Source organism: Streptomyces sp. NPDC001373, from assembly GCF_042895815.1.
GTDB lineage: Bacteria > Actinomycetota > Actinomycetes > Streptomycetales > Streptomycetaceae > Streptomyces.
This window is the reverse complement of the sequence record NZ_JBIAWQ010000007.1, coordinates 309,775-331,857: the sequence shown is the minus strand read 5'-3', so window position 1 is coordinate 331,857 and position 22,083 is coordinate 309,775. Positions and strand designations below refer to the sequence as shown.

At 75.7% G+C, this 22,083-nt stretch carries 17 protein-coding genes; 12 read left to right on the top strand and 5 right to left on the bottom strand.

Annotated features, from left to right (window positions below; all coding sequences use genetic code 11):
• The first annotated feature begins 22 nt into the window (after positions 1 to 22).
• The 4 genes from ACFY15_RS19040 to ACFY15_RS19025 all read left to right on the top strand — a co-directional run bounded on the left by ACFY15_RS19040 (position 23) and on the right by ACFY15_RS19025 (position 7,967).
• Positions 23 to 4,819 carry a type I polyketide synthase gene (locus ACFY15_RS19040; protein ID WP_390825805.1) on the top strand — a complete coding sequence of 1,599 codons (4,797 nt, stop codon included), beginning with the start codon at positions 23 to 25 and terminating at the stop codon, positions 4,817 to 4,819.
• A gap of 13 nt (positions 4,820 to 4,832) precedes the next feature.
• Positions 4,833 to 5,480 carry a 4'-phosphopantetheinyl transferase family protein gene (locus ACFY15_RS19035; protein ID WP_390686451.1) on the top strand — a complete coding sequence of 216 codons (648 nt, stop codon included), beginning with the start codon at positions 4,833 to 4,835 and terminating at the stop codon, positions 5,478 to 5,480.
• Positions 5,481 to 5,577: 97 nt separating this feature from the next.
• Positions 5,578 to 7,536: a SpoIIE family protein phosphatase gene (locus ACFY15_RS19030; RefSeq protein ID WP_390686452.1), complete on the top strand. Its 1,959-nt coding sequence runs from the start codon at positions 5,578 to 5,580 to the stop codon at positions 7,534 to 7,536.
• 194 nt (positions 7,537 to 7,730) lie between these two features.
• The gene (locus ACFY15_RS19025) at positions 7,731 to 7,967 is read left to right on the top strand and encodes a response regulator transcription factor (RefSeq protein WP_390686453.1); all 237 of its coding nucleotides are present in this window, start codon (positions 7,731 to 7,733) and stop codon (positions 7,965 to 7,967) included.
• A gap of 43 nt (positions 7,968 to 8,010) precedes the next feature.
• Here ACFY15_RS19025 and ACFY15_RS19020 read toward each other — a convergent pair whose 3' ends face one another.
• The 5 genes from ACFY15_RS19020 to ACFY15_RS19000 form a co-directional block, all read right to left on the bottom strand.
• Positions 8,011 to 9,072, bottom strand: coding sequence for a serine/threonine-protein kinase (locus ACFY15_RS19020; protein WP_390686454.1), 1,062 nt, complete (start codon positions 9,070 to 9,072; stop codon positions 8,011 to 8,013).
• 183 nt (positions 9,073 to 9,255) lie between these two features.
• On the bottom strand, positions 9,256 to 9,837 hold the full coding sequence (locus tag ACFY15_RS19015) for a hypothetical protein (protein ID WP_390686455.1): 582 nt from the start codon (positions 9,835 to 9,837) through the stop codon (positions 9,256 to 9,258).
• Between the two features lie 139 nt (positions 9,838 to 9,976).
• Positions 9,977 to 10,444, bottom strand: a complete 468-nt coding sequence (locus ACFY15_RS19010; protein WP_390686456.1) for a hypothetical protein — start codon at positions 10,442 to 10,444, stop codon at positions 9,977 to 9,979.
• Positions 10,445 to 10,549: 105 nt separating this feature from the next.
• Complete coding sequence (locus ACFY15_RS19005; protein WP_390686457.1) at positions 10,550 to 11,140, bottom strand: hypothetical protein; 591 nt, start codon at positions 11,138 to 11,140, stop codon at positions 10,550 to 10,552.
• A gap of 222 nt (positions 11,141 to 11,362) precedes the next feature.
• Positions 11,363 to 12,496, bottom strand: a complete 1,134-nt coding sequence (locus ACFY15_RS19000; RefSeq protein WP_390686458.1) for a PP2C family protein-serine/threonine phosphatase — start codon at positions 12,494 to 12,496, stop codon at positions 11,363 to 11,365.
• Between the two features lie 139 nt (positions 12,497 to 12,635).
• On the opposite strand from ACFY15_RS19000, the gene ACFY15_RS18995 reads away from it, so the two are divergent.
• From ACFY15_RS18995 to ACFY15_RS18960, 8 genes are all read left to right on the top strand, one after another.
• Entirely contained in the window at positions 12,636 to 13,571 is a 936-nt protein-coding gene (locus ACFY15_RS18995) for a cyclase family protein (RefSeq protein WP_390686459.1), read from the top strand.
• A gap of 141 nt (positions 13,572 to 13,712) precedes the next feature.
• Positions 13,713 to 16,394, top strand: coding sequence for a SpoIIE family protein phosphatase (locus ACFY15_RS18990; RefSeq protein ID WP_390686460.1), 2,682 nt, complete (start codon positions 13,713 to 13,715; stop codon positions 16,392 to 16,394).
• Positions 16,395 to 16,486: 92 nt separating this feature from the next.
• Entirely contained in the window at positions 16,487 to 18,073 is a 1,587-nt protein-coding gene (locus ACFY15_RS18985) for a sugar ABC transporter ATP-binding protein (RefSeq protein WP_390686461.1), read from the top strand.
• Positions 18,070 to 19,122 carry an ABC transporter permease gene (locus ACFY15_RS18980; RefSeq protein WP_390686462.1) on the top strand — a complete coding sequence of 351 codons (1,053 nt, stop codon included), beginning with the start codon at positions 18,070 to 18,072 and terminating at the stop codon, positions 19,120 to 19,122. The genes ACFY15_RS18985 and ACFY15_RS18980 overlap by 4 nt, the downstream gene beginning before the upstream one ends.
• A gap of 11 nt (positions 19,123 to 19,133) precedes the next feature.
• On the top strand, positions 19,134 to 20,279 hold the full coding sequence (locus ACFY15_RS18975) for a substrate-binding domain-containing protein (protein WP_390686463.1): 1,146 nt from the start codon (positions 19,134 to 19,136) through the stop codon (positions 20,277 to 20,279).
• 126 nt (positions 20,280 to 20,405) lie between these two features.
• Positions 20,406 to 21,158 (top strand): HNH endonuclease family protein, encoded by a 753-nt coding sequence (locus ACFY15_RS18970; protein WP_390686464.1) that lies wholly within the window; start codon positions 20,406 to 20,408, stop codon positions 21,156 to 21,158.
• Positions 21,155 to 21,436: a hypothetical protein gene (locus ACFY15_RS18965; protein WP_366450608.1), complete on the top strand. Its 282-nt coding sequence runs from the start codon at positions 21,155 to 21,157 to the stop codon at positions 21,434 to 21,436. The genes ACFY15_RS18970 and ACFY15_RS18965 overlap by 4 nt, the downstream gene beginning before the upstream one ends.
• A 119-nt stretch (positions 21,437 to 21,555) precedes the next feature.
• A complete protein-coding gene (locus tag ACFY15_RS18960; protein WP_390686465.1) occupies positions 21,556 to 21,966 on the top strand; it encodes a rodlin in 411 nt (136 codons plus the stop codon).
• Positions 21,967 to 22,083: the final 117 nt, after the last annotated feature.

Genomic DNA, 22,083 nt, shown 5'->3' with positions numbered 1-22,083 from the left:
GGAAGACCGAAGGAAGACCGTCATGACCGACATCGCCATCACCGGACTCGGCTGCCGATTCCCGGGCGCCCGGGACGCCCGCGCCTACTGGAAGCTCCTGATCAGCGGCGAACGCCAGTTCTCCACCGTCCCCGCGGAACGCTGGGACCACCGGGACTTCCACGAGCCCGGCGACCGCTCCGCCCCCCACGCCGCGTACACCGACCAGGTCGCCTTCCTGGACGGGGTGGACCGCTTCGACGCCCTCCACTACGGGGTGCCCCCCGCACGCGCCCGGGCCATGGACCCGCAGCACCGGCTGATGCTCGACGTCACCCGCGAGGCCCTCGACGACGCGGGGATGGGGCGCGGCGACTTCGACCGGGAGAACACCGGGGTTTTCTTCGGCATCTCGGTCTCCGACTACAAGGACCTGATGGCCGCGCCCCTGAGGGCCGCCTCCCCGGCCGGGGAGGGGCGGGTGCGGCGGTCCGGCGCGGTGCAGCCCTTCAGCCTCCCCGGGAGCCTGCTCAACATGGCGTCCGGGACGGTGAGCCGGCAGTTCGACCTGGGCGGGCCCAGTCTCGCCGTCGACGCGGCCTGCTCCGGCTCGCTGGTCGCCCTCGACCAGGCGATCGCCCAGCTGCACCGGGGCACCTGCCGGATCGCCGTCGTCGGCGGCGTGTACCTCAACCTCACGCCCGACAGCCTGGTCGGCTTCTCCCGGCTGCGGGCGCTGTCCGCCTCCGGGGTGTGCCGCCCGTTCGACGCGGAGGCCGACGGCTTCGTCCTCGGCGAGGGCGCCGGGACGGTCGTCGTGCGGCCTCTCGCCGACGCGCTCGCCGCCGGGGACCGGGTCTACGCCGTGATCAGGGGCATCGGCTCCGCCAACGACGGGGCCTCCCCCGGGCCGCTCGTCCCCACCGCCGAGGGCCAGCTGCGCGCCATGCGCCGGGCCTACGAGGACGCGGGGCTCCCCCCGTCCGCGGTGGGCTTCCTGGAGGCGCACGGCACCGGCACCGCCGCCGGGGACCGGGCGGAGATCGAGGCTCTGCGGCGGCTGCGCACCGAGTGGCCGGACGACGACCCCGGCCTGTGCTACCTCGGTTCGGGCAAGGCCCTCATCGGGCACTCCCTGTCGGCGGCGGGCATCGCGGGCCTGATCAAGACGGCCCTCGTCGTCCACCACCGCACCATCGTCCCGCAGCCGCGCACCGCAGCGCACCCGGACCTGGGGGTCGCCGCGACCGGGCTGCGCTTCGCGGGAACCGCCCTGCCGTGGGCGGACGGGGAGGTCCCGCGCCGGGCCGCTGTCAGCTCGTTCGGCTTCGGCGGCACCAACGTCCACGTGGTGCTGGAGGAGCGGCCCGGGCCGGCTCCGGTCCGCCCGTCCGTGCGGGCCGCGGACCCGGCGCCCCAGCTCGTCCTGCTGTCGGCCGGCAGCCTGCGGCTGCTGGACCGGCACATCGGCGACGTGCTCGACACCCTGGAGGCGCTCGATCCTGCGGACCGGCCCCCGCTCGGGGCGCTGGCCCACACCCTGGGCGCGCGGGAGCCGCTCAGGGCCCGGCTCGCGATCGTGGCCGCCGACACGGAGGAGTTCACGGAGCGCCTGCGCCGGGCCCGCCGGCAGCTGGAGGACGGCGCGCTCGGCGACCTCGGCGACGACGCCTTCGCCGCCGGGGCCCCGCTGCCGGCGGCCCGGCGCCGGATCGCCCTCCTCTACCCGGGCCAGGGCAGCCAGCGGCCCGGCATGATGCGGGGCCTCTACGAGGGGTACGCCGGGTTCCGCGCGGCCGTCGACGCCCTGGGCACCGTGGCCGGACCCGACGCGGCCGCCCTGCTGTACGGGCCAGCCGGCGCCCGCGGCGGGGCCGGGGAGGCCGCGCGGCGGCTCACCGCCACCGACGTCTGCCAGCCGGTGCTGGGCACCGTCCAGCTCGCCGCCACCCGCCTCCTCGCCGACTGCGGCGTGACCCCCGACCTCACCCTGGGACACAGCGCCGGGGAGTTCGCGGCGGCCGCCGCGGCCGGGGCCCTGACCGGCGAGGACACCGTACGGCTGCTGGCGGCCCGGGGCGCGGCCCTGCGGCGGGCCGCGCAGAGCGGTCCGCCGGGCGGGATGATCGCCGTGCAGACGGACGAGGAGACCTGCCGGCGGCTGGCCGACGGCATCGACGGCGTGTGGCTCGCCTGCTTCAACGAGCAGCGGCAGACCGTGGTCAGCGGCACCGCGGAGGGCCTGACCTCCCTGCGGTGGGCCTGCGCCGGGGCCGGAGTGGTCACGGCGGCACTGGAGGTGGCGGGGGCCTTCCACTCCCCGCTGGTGGCCCCGGCCGAGGAGGAGGTGCGCACGGCCCTCGCCGGGCTGCGGGTCGGCGCTCCCGCCCTGACGTTCGTGTCGACGGTGGACGGGGAGCCCTGCACGGACCCCGCCGTTCTGCGCGGGCTGTGGGCCCGGCACGCCTCGGCGCCGGTCCGCTTCACCGACGCCGTCCGCACCGCCTACGACCGGGGCGCCCGCGTCTTCCTCCAGGTGAACGGCGGCGGCTCGCTGCTCACCCCGGTCCGCCGCACGCTCTACCACCACGACGACGTCCACGTCCTCGCCGCCGATGAGGCGGCGGCGGGGGGCGACGGGCGCGGCTTCGTGCGCACCCTGGCCCGGCTCGCGGTCCTGGGCGTCCCGGTCGACCCGCGGGGCCTGGTCCCCGCCGAGGACCGCCGTCTGCTGGACCTGCCCCCGGCCGGTCTGGACACCCGGTCCTACTGGGTGCCCGGAGCACCCGTCGAGGACGGCCGCGCCGGGGCCTCCGTCCCGCCGCCGCGGCCCGCTCCCGCCGGGGGGAGGCCGGCGGACGACACCCCGTACGAGCTCCTCGGGCTGATCCGGCAGCAGGTCGCCCTCCTGACCCATCTCACCGGCGCCCTCCCCGCCCCGGAGCCCCGGGCCGCGACCGGCCCCGCCCCGGCTCCGGCCGACCCCGCACCGGCCCCCGGGGCTCCGTCGGGGCGGGCGGCGGCCACCCCTGCGGCGACACCCTCGCCGGCCCCCGCGCCGGACACCCCGGCCCCGACCCGGGACGCCCCGGCGCCGGACGCCCCGGCCGCGGCCGGTCCCGCACCAGCGGCCCCCTCCGACCCGCCCGCGGCCCCCGCCCCGGAACCGGTCCGGGCGGAGCCCGTACCTGCCCCGGCGCGGCCCGTCGACCCGTCCGAAACGTCCGCACCGGCCGGCGGGGTCGACGCGGCCACCGCGTCCGTGCTCGCGCACGTGGCCCGGATCAGCGCCTTCCCCGTCGAGCACCTGCGCGGGGACCAGCTGCTGGTCGACGACCTCGGCTTCGACTCGCTGATGCTGACCGACCTGTTCACCGCCCTCGCCGGGGAGTGGCCGCAGTGGGCGTTCGACGAGACGGCCGCGGACCGGCCGACCGTCGCCGGCCTCGCCGCGCTGGTCGCGGACGCCTCCCCGGTCCCCGTACCCGAGGCGGACACGGTCCCCGTACCGGCACCCGCCCCCGTACGCCCGGCCGCCGAGGCGGCCCCGGCCCCGGACCCCGGCCCGGTGCCCGAGGAGCACACGCGGATCGAGTGCTTCCCGGAGGTCGTCGGCCACAACGAGCGCTTCGCCCTGCTCGCCCGGACGGGGCTGGCCAACCCGTACTCCCTCGTCCACGAGGGCGGCATGACCGACACCACCGTGGTCGGGGGCCGGGAGCTCCTCTCCTTCTCCGGCTACAACTACCTCGGCATGGCAACGGACCCGCGGGTCACGGCGGCCGCCCGGGAGGCCGTGGAGCGCTTCGGCACCTCCGTGTCCGCCAGCCGGCTGCTCTCCGGCAGCCGCCCCCTCCACCTGGAACTGGAGGCGGAACTGGCCGGCCTGCTCGGCTGCGCGGCCTCCCTCACCCTGGCCAACGGTCACGCCACGAACGTCACGACCATCGGGCACCTCGTCGGCCCCGGGGACCTCGTGGTCCACGACGCCCTCGCCCACGACAGCATCCTCCAGGGCTGCCGCCTCTCCGGCGCCACGCGGCGGCCGTTCCCGCACGACGACGCGGCCGCCCTGGACGCCTTCCTCGGGCAGGTCCGCCACCGGTACCGGCGGGTGCTCGTGGTCGTCGAGGGCGTCTACAGCATGGATGGCGACATCGCCGACCTGCCCGCCCTCATCGCGGTCAAGCGGCGGCACGGTGCCCTGCTGATGGTCGACGAGGCCCACAGCGTCGGCACGATCGGCCCGGCGGGCGGCGGCATCGGCGAGTACCACGGCGTCGACCGCGAGGACGTCGACCTCTGGGCGGGCACCCTGTCCAAGGCGCTGGGCAGCTGCGGCGGCTACGTGGCGGGGAGCCGGCGGGTGGTCGACTACCTGCGCTACACCGTTCCGGGGTTCGTCTACAGCGCCGGCATGACCCCGGCGGACACCGCCGCCGCCCTGGCCGCGCTGCGCCTGCTGCGGGCCGAGCCGCAGCGCGTGGCCCGGCTCGCGGCGAACGCCTCCCTCTTCGCCCGCCTTGCGCGCGACGCGGGCGTCGACATCGGGGAGAGCCACGACACGCCCGTCGTCCCGTGCATCGTCGGGGACTCGTTGAAGACCCTGCGCCTGGCGCAGGCCCTGTTCCGGCGGGGCATCAGCGTCAACCCCATCCTCCATCCGGCCGTTCCGGAGGAGCTGGCCCGGCTGCGGTTCTTCGTCACCCGCGACCACACGCCCGACCAGATCCACCGGGCGGTGACCGCGCTGGCGCAGGAGCTGCGCCGGCCGGACACGGCCGGCGCCGGCGCACCGGACGCCCCCGACGCCCCCGACGCGGCTCCGGCCGCCGCCTGACCGGGGGCCCGCCATGGACACCGTCTTCCGTCCGCTCGTACCGGGCAGCGTCCACCACTGGGGCGGCGCCGGGCTCCTCGTGGCCCGCCGCCCCGACCTCACCCACCTGCCGCTGTGCCTCTCGGCCGCCGAACAGCGGGTGGCCCACGCCCTCCCGGCCTGGCGGCGGTCCGAGTGGATGGCCGGCCGGCTGCTCGCCAAGCGCCTGGCCGGGGAGCTCGTCGGGGCGCCGGCGCGGGAGGTGGAGGTTCTCCCCCGGGAGGACGGCAGCCCGCACCTGCTGGTCGGCGGGCTTCCGCTGCCCTCCCTGCACGTCTCCATCAGCCACACCCCCGGCCACGCCGCCGCGGCGCTGGCACCGGAGCCGGTGGGCGTGGACCTGTGCGAGACGGCCTCCGCGGACACCGTGCGCCGGGTCGCCGGCCACGCCTTCTCCCTGGGGGAGCTCTCCCTCATCGGCACGGACCACGACGAGGCCCTGGCCGGGGCCTGGGCGCTGAAGGAGGCCGCCGTCAAGGCCGACCGCAGCGGGGTCTTCGGCGAAGCCCCGCGCCGGATCCCGCTCCTGGGGCTGCGGCCCCCCGCACTCGGCGGACCGCGCCGGGCGATGGCCTGGCGGGCCGGGGACGCGGTCGTGGCCCTCGTCCTCGCGCACCCGTGACGCGGCGGGCGGCACTGCGTTGGTGCTCCCCGCCCGGCCGGATCATGCTTGTCAGTGGAGCACCCTGGCCGGACTAGCGAGGGCGAGATGAGCGGCGATGGCGCAACTTCCCACCTTTCCCGGTGAGGGGCCGCAGGAGACGAGCGCCCCGGGCGGGGCGGCGTACACCGCCACGGCCACGATCGGTGACGACGGCGTCGTGACCGACTGGGGCGAGGGCGCCGCCCGGCTCCTCGGCTACGCGCCCTCGGAGGTCGTGGGACGGCCCGCCGCCCGGCTGCTGGCCGAGGGGGGCGGGGCCGGGCAGGGGATCGGGCCGGGGCAGGACCGGTGGAGCGGCACGGTGGCGCTGCGGCACCGGGACGGCCGGCGCGTCGAGGTACCGCTGCTGGCGCACCGCTGGACGTCCACGCGCGGGACCGTGAAGTGGAGCGTGGTGTCCGCCGTGGCGGGTCCGGCCGACGCGCCCTGGGACGCTCCGCTGGACGAGTGGGCCTTCGCCCAGTCGCCCTGTTTCCTGGCCGTCTTCGACGCGGACCTGCGGCTGCTGCGGGCGAACGCCGGCATGCAGCGCACGCTGTCCTTCACGGAGGACCAGATGCGCGGGCTGCGCCTGCCGGAAATCGCCCCGGACCCCGTGAGCGACGAGACGGAGCGCAGGATGCGGCTCGTGGTGGAGACCGGCGAGCCCCAGAGGCTGACCGCGTTCGTCCCCCCGGCGGGCGAGGACCGGGAGCAGGCCTGGGAGACCTCGCTGGCCCCGCTGCGCGACCGGGACGGCAGGTTGCGGGCCGTGTGCCTGGCCGCGCACGACCGCGGCGGGGCCGAGGGCGCCCCGCACCCGGAGCACCTGCGGCTGGCCCAGGAGCTCACGGCCGGGCCCGCGCAGGACGCCGCGGAGGCGCAGCCGCACGGCCGGGAGCAGCGCGAGCACACCACCACCATGACACTGCAACGGAGCCTGCTCCCGCACACGCTGCCCGAGCAGGGGGCGCTGGAGATCGCCTCCCGCTACCTGCCCGCCGGCGGCGAGGCGGGCGTGGGCGGCGACTGGTTCGACGTGATCCCGCTGTCCGGGGCGCGGGTGGCGCTGGTGGTGGGCGACGTCGTCGGGCACGGCATCCGCGCCTCGGCGACCATGGGCCGGCTGCGCACCGCCGTACGCACCCTGGCGGACGTCGACCTGCCGCCCGACGAGCTGCTCACCCACCTCGACGACCTGATCATCCATCTGTCGGCCGACGAGGCCGACCCGGAGGTGCCCGAGGAGTCCGCCGGGGGCATCGGCACGACCTGCCTGTACGTGGTCTACGACCCGGTCACCCGCCGCTGCACGGTGGCGCGGGCGGGGCATCCACCGCCGGCGGTGGTGTCGCCGGAGGGCTCGGTGTACCTGCTCGACGTGCCGGCGGGCCCGCCGCTGGGCCTGGGGGGCCTGCCGTTCGAGACGGTGGAGGCGGAACTGCCCGAGGGCAGCCTCCTGGCCCTGTACACCGACGGTCTGCTCCAGGCCCGCGAGCACGACCTGGACGAGGCCCTGGACACGCTGTTCGGTGCCCTGACCCGGCCCGCCTCGACCCTGGACACGGTCTGCGACCGGGTGCTGACGGCCCTGCTGACCCACCGTCCCGACGACGACGTGGCGCTGCTGATCGCCCGGACACGGGCCCTGCACGCGGACAAGGTGGTGGTCTGGGACCTGCCGTCCGACCCCTCGGTCGTCGCCGACGCCCGCCGGTACACCACGGAGCAGCTGACGGCGTGGGAGCTGGACGACGCCTCGTTCGTCGCGGAGCTGGTGGTCAGCGAACTGGTCACGAACGCCATCCGCTACGGCCGGCCGCCCATCCAGCTGCGGCTGATCCACGAGAACAACACGCTGATCTGCGAGGTCTCCGACGCCAGCAGCACCGCCCCGCACATGCGGCGCGCCCGGACCTTCGACGAGGGCGGGCGGGGCCTGCTGCTGGTGGCGCAGCTGGCGCAGCGCTGGGGCACCCGGCACGCCCCCACCGGCAAGACCATCTGGGCCGAGCAGTCCCTCGTGGGGTTCTGAGGCCCGGGGCGCGGGCGCCGGGTTCCCCCGTCCGGCCCCCTGTGACGCGCCTGTGACAGTCGACGGACAACTCCATGAAGTGGCACCTTCAGGCTCTTTATCAGGGACATACAGCGACATTCCGATACATGTCCCCCTGCTTCCAAGGGTGTGAGCAGCAGCGATGACCGAGCCGACACGGCGGAGGAAATCCCATGAGCCTCACCCTCGTCATGGAGCACGTCGAAGCCCCCTCGACCACCGCCTCTCTGGCCCCGCGCGAGCAGGAGGCACTGCGCCACATCGCCGCCGGCTGCACCTACCTCCAGGCCGCCCGCAACATGGGCCTCTCCAAGCACACGGTCGACGCCTACCTGCGCCGCATCCGCGCCAAGTTCGGTGTCAACAGCACGGCGGAGCTGACCCGCCTCGCCATCTCGATGGGCCTCTGACACGGAGGCCCCGGCCCCGGGACCCGAACCCCGCGACCCGGCCCTACGGCCCGTACGGCATCCCGCCGTACGGGCCGTCCTGCCGTGTCCGGAAGACGGGCAGGGCCCATGCGGGGGGCGCCTGGGGCGGCTCGGGGATCGCCGAGACCTCGGTGGCCGGGTGGTCGCCCCCGGTCCGCGGGCGGCCGTCCCCGGGTTCCGGGTCCACGCGCCGGCCGGGCGTCCCGGTCGCGGCGCGCAGGGCGGCGACGAACTCCAGGCAGGTGGCGTACCGGTCCTCGGGCACCTTGGCCAGGCCCTTGGCCAGCACCTCGGAGACGGCCGGGGCGATGTCCGGCCGCTTCCCGGTGAGGGGGGGCGGACGGTCGTACTGGTGCGCCCACAGCAGGGCGGTCGGATCGGCGTCGCGCCCGAAGGGCGGCCCGCCCGCGAGGGTCTCGTAGACCACGCAGGCGAGGCTGTAGAGGTCGCACCTGCCGTCCACCGGGCGGCCGGAGATCTGCTCGGGCGCCATGTAGTCGACCGTGCCGACGAACTCCCCGGCGGTGGTGAACCCGGTGGGGGCCAGCCTCTTCTTCGTGAGCCCGAAGTCGGTGAGGTAGATGTGCTCGGGGTGGTCGCTGTCGGTGCCCGCGGCGACCAGGATGTTGCCGGGCTTGACGTCCCGGTGGACGAGGTCGTGGTCGTGGGCCGCGTCCAGCGCGGAGGCCACCTGGCCGGCGATGCGCAGGGCAGTGGTGACGGGGAGCGGGCCCTCCCGGTCCAGCAGGGCCCGCAGGTCCAGGCCGGAGACGTAGCGCATGGCGATGTAGAGGACCCCGTCGGTCTCCCCCGCTTCGAACACCGGCACGATGTGGGGGTGGTCGATGGAGGCGGCCACCCGTGATTCGTGGGTGAAGCGGCGCCGGAAGGTCTCGTCGCGGGCTCGTTCGGGGGCGATCAGCTTGAGCGCGACCGCACGGTCCAGCCGCAGGTCCCTGGCCTGGTAGACGACGGCCATGCCGCCGCGGCCGATCATGCGCTCGACCAGGTATCCCGCGATCTGCCGGCCGATGAGCCCGGAGGCCCGGCCCGCGTACAGGTGCAGATTGGATGCCGTGCCCATCAGGCGCCGCCCTCACCCGGCCGCCGCGGACGCACAGGGGGTGCGGCGGGCCGCTCTTCGCTCATCGAAAGTCTATCCAGTGATCGATACGGATGCCGCTTGTCGGCGACGGCGGTCCGGACACGCGCGGCGCCCTCCGGGGCGGGGTGCTCCGGAGGGCGTCCGAGGGGTGGCCGGCGGGGGTCAGTCGGAGCCGCCGTCGCCACCGCGTCCGCCGCCTCCGCCGGTCTCGCAGCCGACGCCGACGCAGATGCCGCCGTCGCCGCCCCGGCCTCCGTCGCCGCCGTCGCCCCCGGCCGGCGCGGCCCCGCCGTTGCCGCCGTTGCCGCCGTTGGCGCTGCCGCTGCAGACGCCGGCGCAGACACCGCCCTTGCCGCCGTTGCTGCCGTTGCCGCCGCGCGTGCCGTCGGTGCCGTTGCCGCCGTTGGCGCTGCCGTTGCAGAGGCCGGCGCAGACACCGCCGTTGCCGCCGTTGGTGCCGTTGACCGTTCCGTTGCAGCGGCCGGCGCAGACGCTGTCGCCGACGCGGACGCTTCCGTTGCCGATGTTCACTCCGCCGGTGCTGAGGCCGGATCCGCTGCCGAGGAGTTTTCCGATCCGGCTGCCGGAGCCGGAACCGGAGCCGTGATGTCCGGTGAGGACCTGTGCCGCGTGGCCGGCCGGGGCGGCCGGGGCGGCGGAGGCGACGGGCGCGAGGGCGCCCGCACCGAGCAGGGTGGTCGAGACGACGAGACCGAGACGCAGCTTCCGAGAACGTACACGCATGGCATTTCTTCCTTGCTGGGGAATGGTTTCCGGTACGGGCGGGAAATCCTTTTCCGGTCGGATGTGCGGGGGCGCCCCGGCCTCTTTTCGGGCCGGGGCGCCCGGGAGCCTTTCCGTCTCCGCTCGCCGCCTCGCCGGATCAGGAGACGGAGTCGTTCATCAGGCCGAACCAGTCGCCGTCCATGTACTGCTTCTTCCAGGTGTCGATCTGCTCGGGGGTGATCTTGTACTTGTCGGCGATCTTGTCCTTCAGCTCCTTCGAGTCGTCGGCGATCACCGTGAGCGCGATGCGCACCCTGTCCACCACCGTCAGCTCCGACTTGGGCTTGTCGGGCAGATCCGCGAAGCCGAGGCAGGCCGTTCCGCCGGGCTTCCCGGGCTCGCCCGGCTGACCGGGCTGACCGCCCTTGCCGCCCTCGCCGCCCTTGCCGCCTTCGCCACCCGCGCCGCCCGCCGCGCAGTTCGTGGCCTGGAGGCCCGGGACCGAGGCGCTGGTGGCCGCCGGGGCGTGGGACACCGCGGCCTGCGCGGCGCAGGCGGTACCGGTGACGAGGGCCAGGGAGGCCGCGGCCAGGATGAGCGGACGTTGGAAGGGGATCGTGAACATGGGGGTTTCTCCGTTTCAGAGAACGTTCGTTTCGAAGGTGTGGATGCGGTTGAGGGGGGTGGGGCGGAGGCCCGGAGGCCTCCGCCCCGTCACGTCGGACCGCGGTCAGAAGATGCTGCCGCCGCCCTCGCCGCCGCCACCGCCGGAGCCGCCGAAGATGCCGAGGCCGCCGATGCCGCCCTTGCCTCCGTCGCCGCCCTGGAAGACGCCGAACCCGCCGCCGCCGCCCTTGCCGCCGTTGCCGCCCTTGAGGATGCCGTCGCCGCCGCCACCGCCGCCGCCACCGGTCCCGCCGAAGAGGCCCGAGCCGCCCTTGCCGCCGCCGCCGCCGTTGCCGCCGATGACGCCGTCACCGCCGCCACCGCCGCCACCGCCGCCGCCACCCGAGAGGACGCCGTTGCCGCCGTTGCCGCCCTTGCCACCGTCTCCACCGACGCCGAAGACGCTGCCGCCGCCGGAGCCGCCGGAGCCACCGCCGCCGCCGACGAGACCGCCGCCGCCCGCACCGCCGTCTCCGCCCTTGCCGCCGCCGTCCGGGAGGGCGGTGACCACGTGGGCCGGAGCGGGGGCCGCCATGGCCGCCGAGGCCGGGAGGACGACGCCTCCGGTGACGATGGCCGCCGCGGCGGCGAGAGTCGCGAGGCGGAAGCCCCGGCGCTGCGGACGAATGGCGGTGGTGTCAAACTTGCGGTTCATGACTTTCTCCTGACTGTGCATGGGATTTATCGAGGTGCCCCGGAATTTCGGGACGGTGCGGTGAGGGGGATCGAGCGGGAATTCCTCGGTGAGGATTTCCTTCTCTTTCCTGTTTCCTCGTTTCCTTTCCGCACCTCAAGTAAGCCCCAGCGGGCATGGAGGGGTCACGTTCCGGAAAGTCGGGACTTGACAGCACCTCGGACGGCGGATAAAAGCCGGCTCTCAGCCGACCCGGTCGACGAGGACGACCGCCACGTCGTCGGCCAGACGGCCCCGCGCATGGCGCAGCAGGGCCTGGCGCAGGCCCTCCAGGAAGGACTGCCCGGTGCGGTCGCGCAGGGTCTCGGCGGCCGCGGCGAGGTCGAAGAAGGCGTTGTCTTCGTCGCGGGCCTCGATGACCCCGTCGGTGTGCAGCAGCAGCCGGTCCCCCGGCGCGAACGGATAGCTGTCCGTCCTCCCCGGCGGGCCGCTGATGAACTCCTCCAGGCCGAGCGGGGGCAGCGGGACCGTGGGCATCAGGGGCCCGACACAGCCGCGGTGCAGCAGCAGCGGGGGCGGGTGGCCCCGGTTGACGACCTGGACGTCGAGGCTGTCGGGGATCTGTGCCACGAGCGCGGTCACGAACCCCTCCAGGAGCACGTCGTCGCCGTCGGCCAGGCCCGCGCTCGCGGTGGCCGCGTCCCGCCGCAGGGCCGCTCCGCAGTGGTCGATGACCTCCACCAGGTCGCGCTCGTAGTGCACGGACTCCCGGAAGGCGCCCAGGACGACGGCGGCGGCCCGCACGGCGGGCAGCCCCTTGCCGCGGACGTCCCCGACGATGAGCCGCACCCCGTACCGGGTCTGGACCGCGTCGTACAGGTCCCCGCCGATCTGCGCTCCCGTCTCGGCCGCCAGGTACATGCTGGCCGCCCGTACGGGGCCCAGGCGGGCCGGGACGGGCCGCAGCAGCACCTCCTGGGCGGCCTCGGCGATCCGGCGGACCTGGCCCAGCTCGATGTCCCGGCGGGTGCGGACGGCGCGGCTGGTCATGAGGCTCGCGGCGGACACCAGGAAGAGGGCCAGGAAGTTCGTGTAGACCTGCTGGCTGCCCCAGGCGTGGTTGTAGGTGGCGGTGGCGATGCTGACGCACAGGGCCAGTCCGGCCGCCGCGAGCGTGCCCGCGGGGCCCATGGTCACGGCCGCCAGGGCGGGCGTGGCGACCAGCAGCGGGCCGGTGTAGATGACGTGCGCGGGGCTGAACTCGACGAGGAGCACCACGAGGGCGATCGCGAAGGGCAGGGCCTCCGCGAGGACGAAGAGGACCTGGTGGCGGCCGCCGTCTCCCGCTCCCGGGGGCGAGCGCAAGAGCGCTCTCATGAGTACAGCCTGCCTCGCCCGGGTGTACGGCCGCCACTTCGTCCGGCGCGTCGCCCCCGGCCGCCGCCCGGGGACCGGACGGACCGGGTAGGGATGCGGGAGCGGCCCGTCGGCCGGCCCCGCGACCCTGGAGCGCCCCATGAGCACCGACCCCGCGGACGTCCCCCGGGTCTCCCGCCGGGAGTTCGACGCCCTCTTCACCGCGGTCCGCACCTGGGGCCGCTGGGACCCGGCCGACCGGGGGGCCTGGAACCGGGTCACCGCCCGCCACGTGCGCCGGGCGGCCGCCCTGGTCCGCGACGGCCGGCCAGTCGCCCTCGGCCGGCCGTGGGACACCCGGCCCGGCCCCGACAACCCCCGGCCCGCCCTGCACCACATGACCGACCTGGGCGACGTGGAGCCCCCCGAGCCCTCCGCGCACAAGGACTTCCTCGGCGCCGACTACCACGGCAAGGCCGTCAGCCACCTCGACGCGCTGTCGCACCTCGCCTACCGGGGGGAGCTCTACGGGGGTGTGCCGGCCCGCGACGCCGTCGGGGCGGGCGGCGTCCGCTTCGGCTCGGTGGCCGCCCTGGGCCCGCTCGTCACCCGGGGGGTGCTCCTGGACCTGCCGGCCGTCCTCGGGACGGGCTGGCTGGAGCCCGGGCGGGCGGTGCGGGCCGGTGACGTCCTGGCCGCGGAGCGGGAGCTGGGCGCCCGCATCGACGAGGGCTGCGCCGTCCTGCTGCGCACCGGCCGGTTCCGGCGCCGCCGGGAGCTGGGCCCCTGGGACCTCGACACCGCGAGCGCGGGCTTCCACGTGGACGCGGTGCCCCTGCTGGCCGAGCGGGGGATCGCCCTGCTCGGCTCCGACGGGGACGGCGACCTGCGCCCCTCGCCGGTCGAGGGCCTGCACTCCCCCGTCCACGCCCTGGCCATCACGGCCATGGGGGTGCCCCTGCTGGACAACCTGGACCTGGAGGGACTGTCCGCGGCGTGCGCCGCGGCCGGACGCCACGAGTTCCTGCTCGTCGTGACGCCCCTCGACGTCCCCGGCGGGACGGGGTCTCCGGTCAATCCGGTCGCCGTCCTGTGAAGCTGCAAAACACCCGGAATATACTCAAAAAAGCACCTATTCAACTTTCACGGCGCAGCCAGGGGCCACGGGCCACGGGCCACGGGCCACGGCGATCATCCCGACGGAGCCGGTCCACACCGGCAAGGGGAAGTGATGCAGATGGGGCTCACGGGAGACGAGACCGGCCCCGCACGCTCCCGTGAGCGCTTCCTCGAGGGCGGCCCGGTCGAAACGGGGGTGCGCGGGCCCATCCTGAACTCCTGGCTGCGCTGCCGCCTGCTGGGCCTCTCCCCCGACCAGGCCGAGCTGCCCTACCGGGACGACTTCGACCCCGACAGCCGGCTCGTACGGGCCGCCGGACCGGTCCTCGACCAGCTGCGGAACCGGTTCTCCGGCAGCCGGATGAACATCTCGGTCGCCGACGCGGACGGGATGGTACTGCAACGCCGCTTCGGCGACCCCGCCCTGGCCCGCAGCCTCGCCCCCATCCAGACCGTGCCCGGCTTCGTCTTCGCCGAGCGGTACGGCGGGACCAACGGCATCGGTCTCGCGCTGGCCGAGCGGCGCCCCGTCCGGGTCTACCGCGCCGAGCACTTCGCCGAGCGGGCCCAGTCGAACGCCTGCTGCGCCGCCCCCATCCGCGACCAGCTCAGCGGGCACATCGTCGGCGTGCTCTGCTTCGGGTACCCGTACGCCTACGAGCACCCGGACCTGGCCGGCGTGCTCGGCCGCGCGGTCGGGACGATAGAGCGGCGGCTGATGGCCCAGAGCTCGGCGCGCGAGCGCGGGCTGCTGCACGCCTATCTCGACGCCGAACGGCGCGCCCACCCGGCCGCGGCCGGGCCCGACGGGACGCCGCAGCCCGACGGGACGGACGTGCCGGACGGGCTCCTCGGTCCGGCCGGCCCCGGACTGGACCCGCACGACCGGGCGGTCCTCAGGGAGCGGGCCACGGAGCTGATCTCCTCGGGCCGCCCCGGCGCCTTCGGCGTGTCCCTCCCCCGCGGCGGCGAGGCCACCCTGCTCAGCCGCCCCCTCACCAGCGGCACCGGGGTGGACGGCATGGTCGTCGAGGCCGTGATCGGCGGCGACGGCCCGCCGCCGGAACGGCCCGCCGGCTCGGTCCGGGGCCTGGTGCTGGTCGGCGAGCCCGAGGTGGGCCGGTACGCCGTCGAGGCCCGGCGGCGACTGGAGCTGCTGGCCGAGGCCAGCACCCTCATCGGCACCACCCTGGACGTCGGCCGTACCGCCCGGGAGCTCGCCGAGACGGCGGTCCCGCGCCTGGCCGACTACGTCACCGTCGACCTGCCCGAATCGGTGCTGCGCGGCGACGAGTCCGCCGCCCCCGGAGCCGAACTGCACCGCACTGTGGTCCACGGGGTCCGCGACGACTGCCCCTTCTACCCGGCCGGACAGAACGTGGAGCTGCTCGCCGGTACCCCCCACATGCGCTGCCTGACCAGCGGGCACGCCGTCCTGGAGCCCGAACTGGCCTCCGCGGCGGGCTGGATCGCGCAGAACCCCGGACGGGCCCGCAACCTGCTCGACCACGGCGTGCACTCCCTGATCGTCGTCCCGCTGCTCGCGCGCGGCGTACTCCTGGGCATCGCGAGCTTCTACCGCTCCCAGGACCCCGCCCCCTTCGGCGACGACGACATCCGGCTGGCCCGGGAGCTCGCCGCCCGCGCCGCGCTGTCCATCGACAACGCCCGCCGCTACACCCGGGAGCACAACCTGGCCCTGGCCCTCCAGCGCAGCCTGCTGCCGCGCGGACTGCCCGAACAGGGCGCCGTCGAGGTCGCCCACCGCTACCTGCCCGCCGAGTCCGGGGTCGGCGGCGACTGGTTCGACGTCATCCCCCTGTCCGGCACCCGCGTCGCCCTCCTCGTCGGCGACGTCGTGGGCCACGGGCTGCACGCCGCCGCCACCATGGGCCGGCTGCGGACCGCCGCGCGCAACTTCGCCGAACTGGAACTCGCCCCCGACGAGCTCCTCACCCACCTCGACAACCTCATGGTCCGCCTCGACCGGGAGGAGGGCGGCGACGAGGCCCCGGGCAGCACCGGCATCGTCGGCGCCACCTGCCTGTACGCGGTCTACGACCCCACCACCCGGCAGTGCACCATGGCCCGGGCCGGCCACCTTCCGCCCGCCCTGGTCCACCCCGACGGCCGCGTCACCTTCCCCGAGCTGCCCGCCGGACCCCCATTGGGACTGGGCGGCCTGCCCTTCGAGACGGCCGAGATCGAGCTGCCGGAGAACAGCACGCTGGTCCTCTACACCGACGGGCTCGTCGAGGACCGCCACCGCGACATCGACATCGCCTTCGACCGGCTGCGCGGCGTCCTGGCCCACCCGGACCGGGGCCCCGAGGAGACCTGCGAGGCCGTGATGGACGCCATGGCCCCCGAGCACCCCGACGACGACATCGCCCTCCTGGTCGCCCGCGCCCACACCCTGCCCCCGGACCGGATCGCCGCGTGGGACCTGCCGGCCGACCCCTCGAAGGTCGGCGACATCCGCGCCGCCGCCACCCGGCGGCTGGCCGACTGGGGGCTGGAGGAGCTCGCGTTCGCCGCCGAGCTGCTGCTGAGCGAGCTGGTCACCAACGCCATCCGCTACGGGGGCGAGCCCATACAGGTCCGCCTCATCCACGACCGCGCCCTGATCTGCGAGGTCTCGGACGGCAGCAGCACCGCCCCCCACCTGCGGCGGGCGGCCAGCACGGACGAGGGGGGCCGCGGCCTGTTCCTCGTCGCGCAGCTCGCCCAGGCCTGGGGCACCCGCTACACCCCGCGGGGCAAGGTGATCTGGGCCGAATGCGCCCTGAACGCGGCATAACAGCCGTCTTGTCCGGACACGGGCTCCGACGGCCGGTAACATCCCCCTGTCCCGCCCTCCCGCGGGATCCGAGGCCGGCCCCGGAGACGTCCGTGCACGACGCCCATGACGAGAACGACGCCCCACCGGGCCGCCCGCCCCGCACTGCGGGCGCGGAGCCGCTCGTGCGGATCCGGGGTCTCGGCAAGCGGTTCGGCGGCACCGTCGCCCTGGACGGGGTGGACCTCGACCTGCACGGCGGCAGCGTCCTCGCCCTCCTCGGCCCCAACGGCGCCGGCAAGTCCACGCTCATCAAGGTGCTCGCCGGGGTCCACCGGGCCGACACGGGCGAGGTCACCGTGGCCGGGCACCCGCTCGGCTCCGAGGCCGCCTCCGCGGCGATGTCCTTCATCCACCAGGACCCGGGCCTCGTCGACTGGATGACCGTCGCCGAGAACATCGCCCTGGGCACCGGCTACCCGCGCCGCCACGGCCTGATCTCCTGGCGGCGCACCCGGGAGCGGTGCTCCGAGGCCCTGGCCGCCGTCGCCGGCCACCTCGACGCCGACGCCCGCCTCGCCGACCTCGCACCCGCCGAGCGCTCCCTGGTGGCCGTCGCCCGCGGCCTCGCCCGGCACACCCGGCTCCTCGTCCTCGACGAGCCCACCGCCACCCTCCCCGCCGCCGACTGCGCCCGGCTCTTCGACGTCCTGCACGCGCTGCGCGACCGGGGTCACGCCATCCTCTACGTCAGCCACCGACTCGACGAGGTGTACCGGGTCGCCGACGCCTTCGCCGTGCTGCGCGACGGCCGCCTGGTCACCGAGGGCGCCCTCCCCGGCTACGACCCCGGCCGGCTCGTCCGGGACATCACGGGCGGCGAACCGGCGGGGCGCGGGCCGACGGGGCGCGGGCCGACGGCCGGCGGAGGGCCGGCGCCCGGGCGGCCCCCCGTCCTGCGCCTCGACGCCGTGACGACCGACCGCAGCGGGCCCGTCAGCCTGGAGCTGGCGCCCGGGGAGATCCTGGGCATGGTCGGGCTGACCGGCGCCGGCCACGCGCACCTGGGGCGCGCCCTCGCCGGTGTACTGCCGCTGCGCGGCGGGCGGGTGCTGCTCGACGGCCGGCCGTACCGGCCGCGCGGCGCGGCCGCAGCCGTGGGCCGCGGCGTCGGGTTCGTGGCCGCCGACCGCCAGGAGGAGGGGTGCGCCCCCGATCTGACGGTCCGGGAGAACCTCCTGGCCAACCCGCGGGCCGCCGGGGTTCCGGCATGGCGCTGGCTCGGGCCCCGGCGCGAGCGGCGCGAGGCGGCCGCCCTCCTCGACCGGTTCGCGGTGCGGCCCCGGGACACCGAGGCGCCCGTCGCGACCCTGTCGGGCGGCAACCAGCAGAAGGTGGTCCTGGGCCGGTGGCTGCGCGGGCGCCCACGGCTGCTGGTCCTGGAGGAGCCGACCGCGAGCGTGGACGTCGGCGCCAAGGCGGCGGTCCACCGGATGCTCGACGGGGCGGCAGCCGAGGGAACGGGGATCCTGCTGGTGTCCACCGACTTCGAGGAGGTCGCGGACCTGTGCCACCGCGCGCTGGTCTTCGTCCGCGGAGCGGTGGCGGCGGAGCTGTCGGGGGCCCGCCTGACCCCGGCCGAACTCACCCGCACCGCCTCGGCCATGCCCCCGATCACCGGCAGCACGGGGGCTCCGTGACCCACCGGCCCCCGCACGGGCACCTCGTCGGAAGCTACGGCCTGCCGGCCCTGGCCGTGCTGCTCTTCGCGGCGTTCTCCCTCGCCCTGCCGGACACCTTCCCCACCCGCGACAACGTGTCCGCGATCCTGTCCGACCAGTCCATCCCCGCCCTGCTCGCGCTCGGGGCGACGGTGCCCATCGCCGCCGGCAAGTTCGACCTGTCGCTCGGCTACGGCCTGGGCCTGGCCCACGTCCTGGTGATCCACCTGATCGTGAACGGGGGGACGCCCTGGCCGCTCGCCTGCCTCGCCGTGGTCGTGGGCGGGGGCCTGGCCGGCGCTGTGAACGGGATCGTGGTCGAGTTCGCCCGCATCGACTCCTTCATCGCCACGCTCGGCACCGGCAGCATCATGTACGCCCTCACCGGCTGGCTCACCGAGGGCAGCCGGATCGTGCCGGGGCCGGAGGGGCTGCCGTCCTCCTTCACCGCCCTGTACGACGCCGTGTTCCTGGGCCTGCCGCTGCCGGCCTTCTACGTCCTCGCGGTCGCCCTGGTCCTGTGGGTGGTGCTGGAGCGGCTGCCCCTCGGCCGCTGCCTGTACGTCGCCGGCTCCAGCCCCCGCGCCGCCGCCGTCCTCGGCATCCCCACCCGCCGGCACTCGGTCTACGCCTTCGCCATGTCAGGCCTGGTCACCGGTGTCGCCGGGGTGCTGCTGGCCGCGCAGCAGCAGATCGGGAACCCCAGCGTCGGCCTGGAGTACCTGCTGCCCGCGTTCGTCGGGGCGCTGCTGGGCTCCACCACCGTCACACCGGGACGGGCCAACGCCCCCGGGACCCTGGTGGCCGTCGGCGTGCTCGCCGTCGGGCTCGCCGGGATCGGCCAGCTCGGCGCTGCGTTCTGGGCCACCCCGCTGTTCAACGGCTGCACGCTGCTGGTGGCCGTCGGCCTGGCCGGCTACGCGGCGCGGCGGCGGCTGCGCCCTCGGGCCGCGGAGGACGGGCCGCCCTCCCCCACCGGCGGCGCCCCGCCCCGGCCACCCGCGCACCAGCCGCCCGCGCACCCCTGATCAGGAGCACCGTGTACCCGACCCGCAAGCGCCTCCTCGCGGCCGCCGCCCTGTGGGTGACCGCCTCCGCCCTCGCCCCGGGCTGCGGGGCCGGCCACTCCGCGCCCACCCCGGCCCCGCCCTCGGCGACCGGCTGCGCGGCCGCGCTCGCGAAGGCCCGGGCGGCCGTGGCGCGGGCCGGGCGGACCGACGCCGCCTGGAAGGGCCCCACCACCGGCCCGGCCGCGGTCCCCGGCAAGACCCTGGTCTACGTCGCCCAGACGATGACCAACCCCGGGGTCGCCAAGGTCGCCGAGGGGGTGCGGGAGGCCGCGGCGGACATCGGCTGGAACGTCCGGGTGATCGACGGGGAGGGCACCCCGGCCGGGATCCAGGCCGCGCTGGGCCAGGCGGTCACCCTCAGGCCCGACGGCATCGTCATCGGCGGGTTCGACCCGCGGCTGACGGAGCGGGAGACGGCGCGCGCGCAGGCCGAGGGCATCCCCCTGATCGGCTGGCACGCCGTCGGCTCCCCCGGCCCGAGCACGGACCCCCGGCTCTTCACCAACATCACCACGAGGCTGGAGGAGGTGGCGGGGATCAGCGCGGACTGGGTCGTCGCCCGCTCCGGCGGGTCCGGCGGGGCGGTGGTCTTCACCGACGACTCCATCCCGTTCGCCCGCACCAAGGCGGAGCTGATCCGGCGGCGCCTCGCCGAATGCCCCGGCGTCGCCCTGCTCGCCAGCGAGAACATCCCCATCCCGGACGCCGGTCAGCGCACCCCCCAGGAGGTCTCCTCGCTCCTCGCCCGCTTCGGGGACCGCTGGACCGACTCCGTCGCCATCAACGACCTCTACTTCGCCGACGCGGCCCCGGCCCTGCGCGCCGCCGGGCGGCCCGGCGGCGGCCCGCCCTTCAACATCGGTGCGGGCGACGGGGACCCGTCCGCCTTCCAGCGCGTCAACAGCCGCGGCTTCCAGGCGGCCACGGTCCCCGAGCCGCTGAACCAGCAGGGCTGGCAGATCGTCGACGAGTTCAACCGCGCCTTCGCCGGGCGGCCCGCCAGCGGCTACGTGGCCCCCGTGCACGTGGTGACGGCCGAGAACAGCGGCGGGGCCACCTCCTGGGACCCGCAGGGCTACCGGGAGGCGTACCGGAGGATCTGGCACGGATCATGACGTCCTGAAAGGCGCGCCGCGCGGACGCGGAGCCCCGCCGAGGGCCGGTGCGGGGTTACTTGTCCGGTTATGGGTAGTCTTCCCGGGTCGGTGTGCCGAGTTCCGTCAGGACGGGGTGGGGTTGTCGTGGGTCGTCGGACAGGGACACGTGCCGGGGCGGTGGCCGCGGCGCTGCTGCTCGGGTTGAGCGGATGCGGCGGCTCCGGAAAGTCCGGGGACGGGAAGCCCCCGGGCGGTCCGGCCGCGAGCGCGAGCCGCGCGCCCTCCGCACCGGCGCCCGCCGCCGCGTCCCCGGGCGGCGACGCGAAGCCGGCCTCCGGGGACGTGCTGCCGGGCATGGTCGGCGCGGCCGCGGCGCGCGCGCAGCTGGCGGCGCTGACGACCGGCAGGCCCGGCACGATGGCCGGGTACAGCCGCGACAAGTTCACGCACTGGGCCGAGCAGGGCGCCAAGTGCGACACCCGCGAGGTGGTCCTCAGGCGCGACGGCAAGGACGTCGCCCAGGACTCCGAGTGCCGGGCCGTGTCGGGCAGCTGGAAGAGCCTGTACGACGGGGCCGTCGTCAACGAGGCCTCGAAGCTGGACATCGACCACATGGTCCCGCTCGCCGAGGCCTGGCGCTCCGGTGCCTCCGGATGGGACGCCGCGAAGCGGAAGGCCTTCGCCAACGACCTGGTGCGGCCGCAGCTGCTGGCGGTCTCCGCCGCGTCCAACCGCTCCAAGGGCGACCAGAGCCCCGACCTGTGGCAGCCGCCGGACAAGTCGAGCTGGTGCCAGTACGGGCGCGCCTGGACCACCGTCAAGTCCCACTACGGACTGACCGTCACCGAAGCCGAGAGGGCCATGCTCACCACCATGATCGACACCTGCGCCGCATGACCGGGCCCCGGCGGTACCAGTGGCAGGACGAGGTCCTGGCCGGCCCCGGCGGGGCCATGACCGACGAGGTCGGCGTCATCACCGGCCCGCTGACGCTGCGCACCACCGGCGGGCCGGACGGGAGGGTCCGCTTCGAGGTGCAGTACACCGACGCGGACGAGTGGTACACCCTCACCGGCAGCCCGGCGGCGCACGGGGACCCGCAGGCGCTCCACTCCGCGGCCCTGCGGGCGATCCGCTCCGGAGGCGGGGCCGAGGCCCCCTCCCCACCCGCCTGAGCGGCCGCCGCGGACGGATCGTTGAGCCGCCCGGGTGACGGGCGATAACCCCTGCTGCCGGGCGCAGTTGATCCAGACGTCCCGCCGGGGACAGCTCATGCGACAGAAGGATCTCCACGATGCTCAAGAAGTTCATGGCCACCGCCGCGGTCACCGCCTCCATCCTGGGCACGGGCGCCCTCGCGGCCTCCCCGGCGATGGCGATCGGCAACGACAACGGCGTCAACACCGTCAACGGCAACGGCGCGCAGCAGATCTACGGCAACCAGGAGACCGCGGGTGCGATGAGCCCGCAGCTCAGCGCGGTCCAGGGCTCGCTGAACAAGCTCTGCGTCGGCCTGCCGGCCAAGGTCAACGTCCAGTCGGTCCTGGCCCTCGTCAACGTCGGCGTCCAGGACATCCCGATCGCGTCCAACCCGCAGAACCAGCAGTGCGCCGAGAACTCCACGCAGGCCAAGGGCGACGAGACCCTCTCGCACATCGCCTCCAACATCCCGGTCCTGTCCGGGAACCTGTCGTCCGGCAGCTGAACCGCGGTCCCGGAGCGGGGGGGGGGGGCCCCGGGGGGGGGCCCCCCCCCGGGGGGGGGGGCCCGGGGGGGGGGGGGGGGGGGGGGGGGGGGGGGGGGGGGGCGGGGGGGGGGGGTC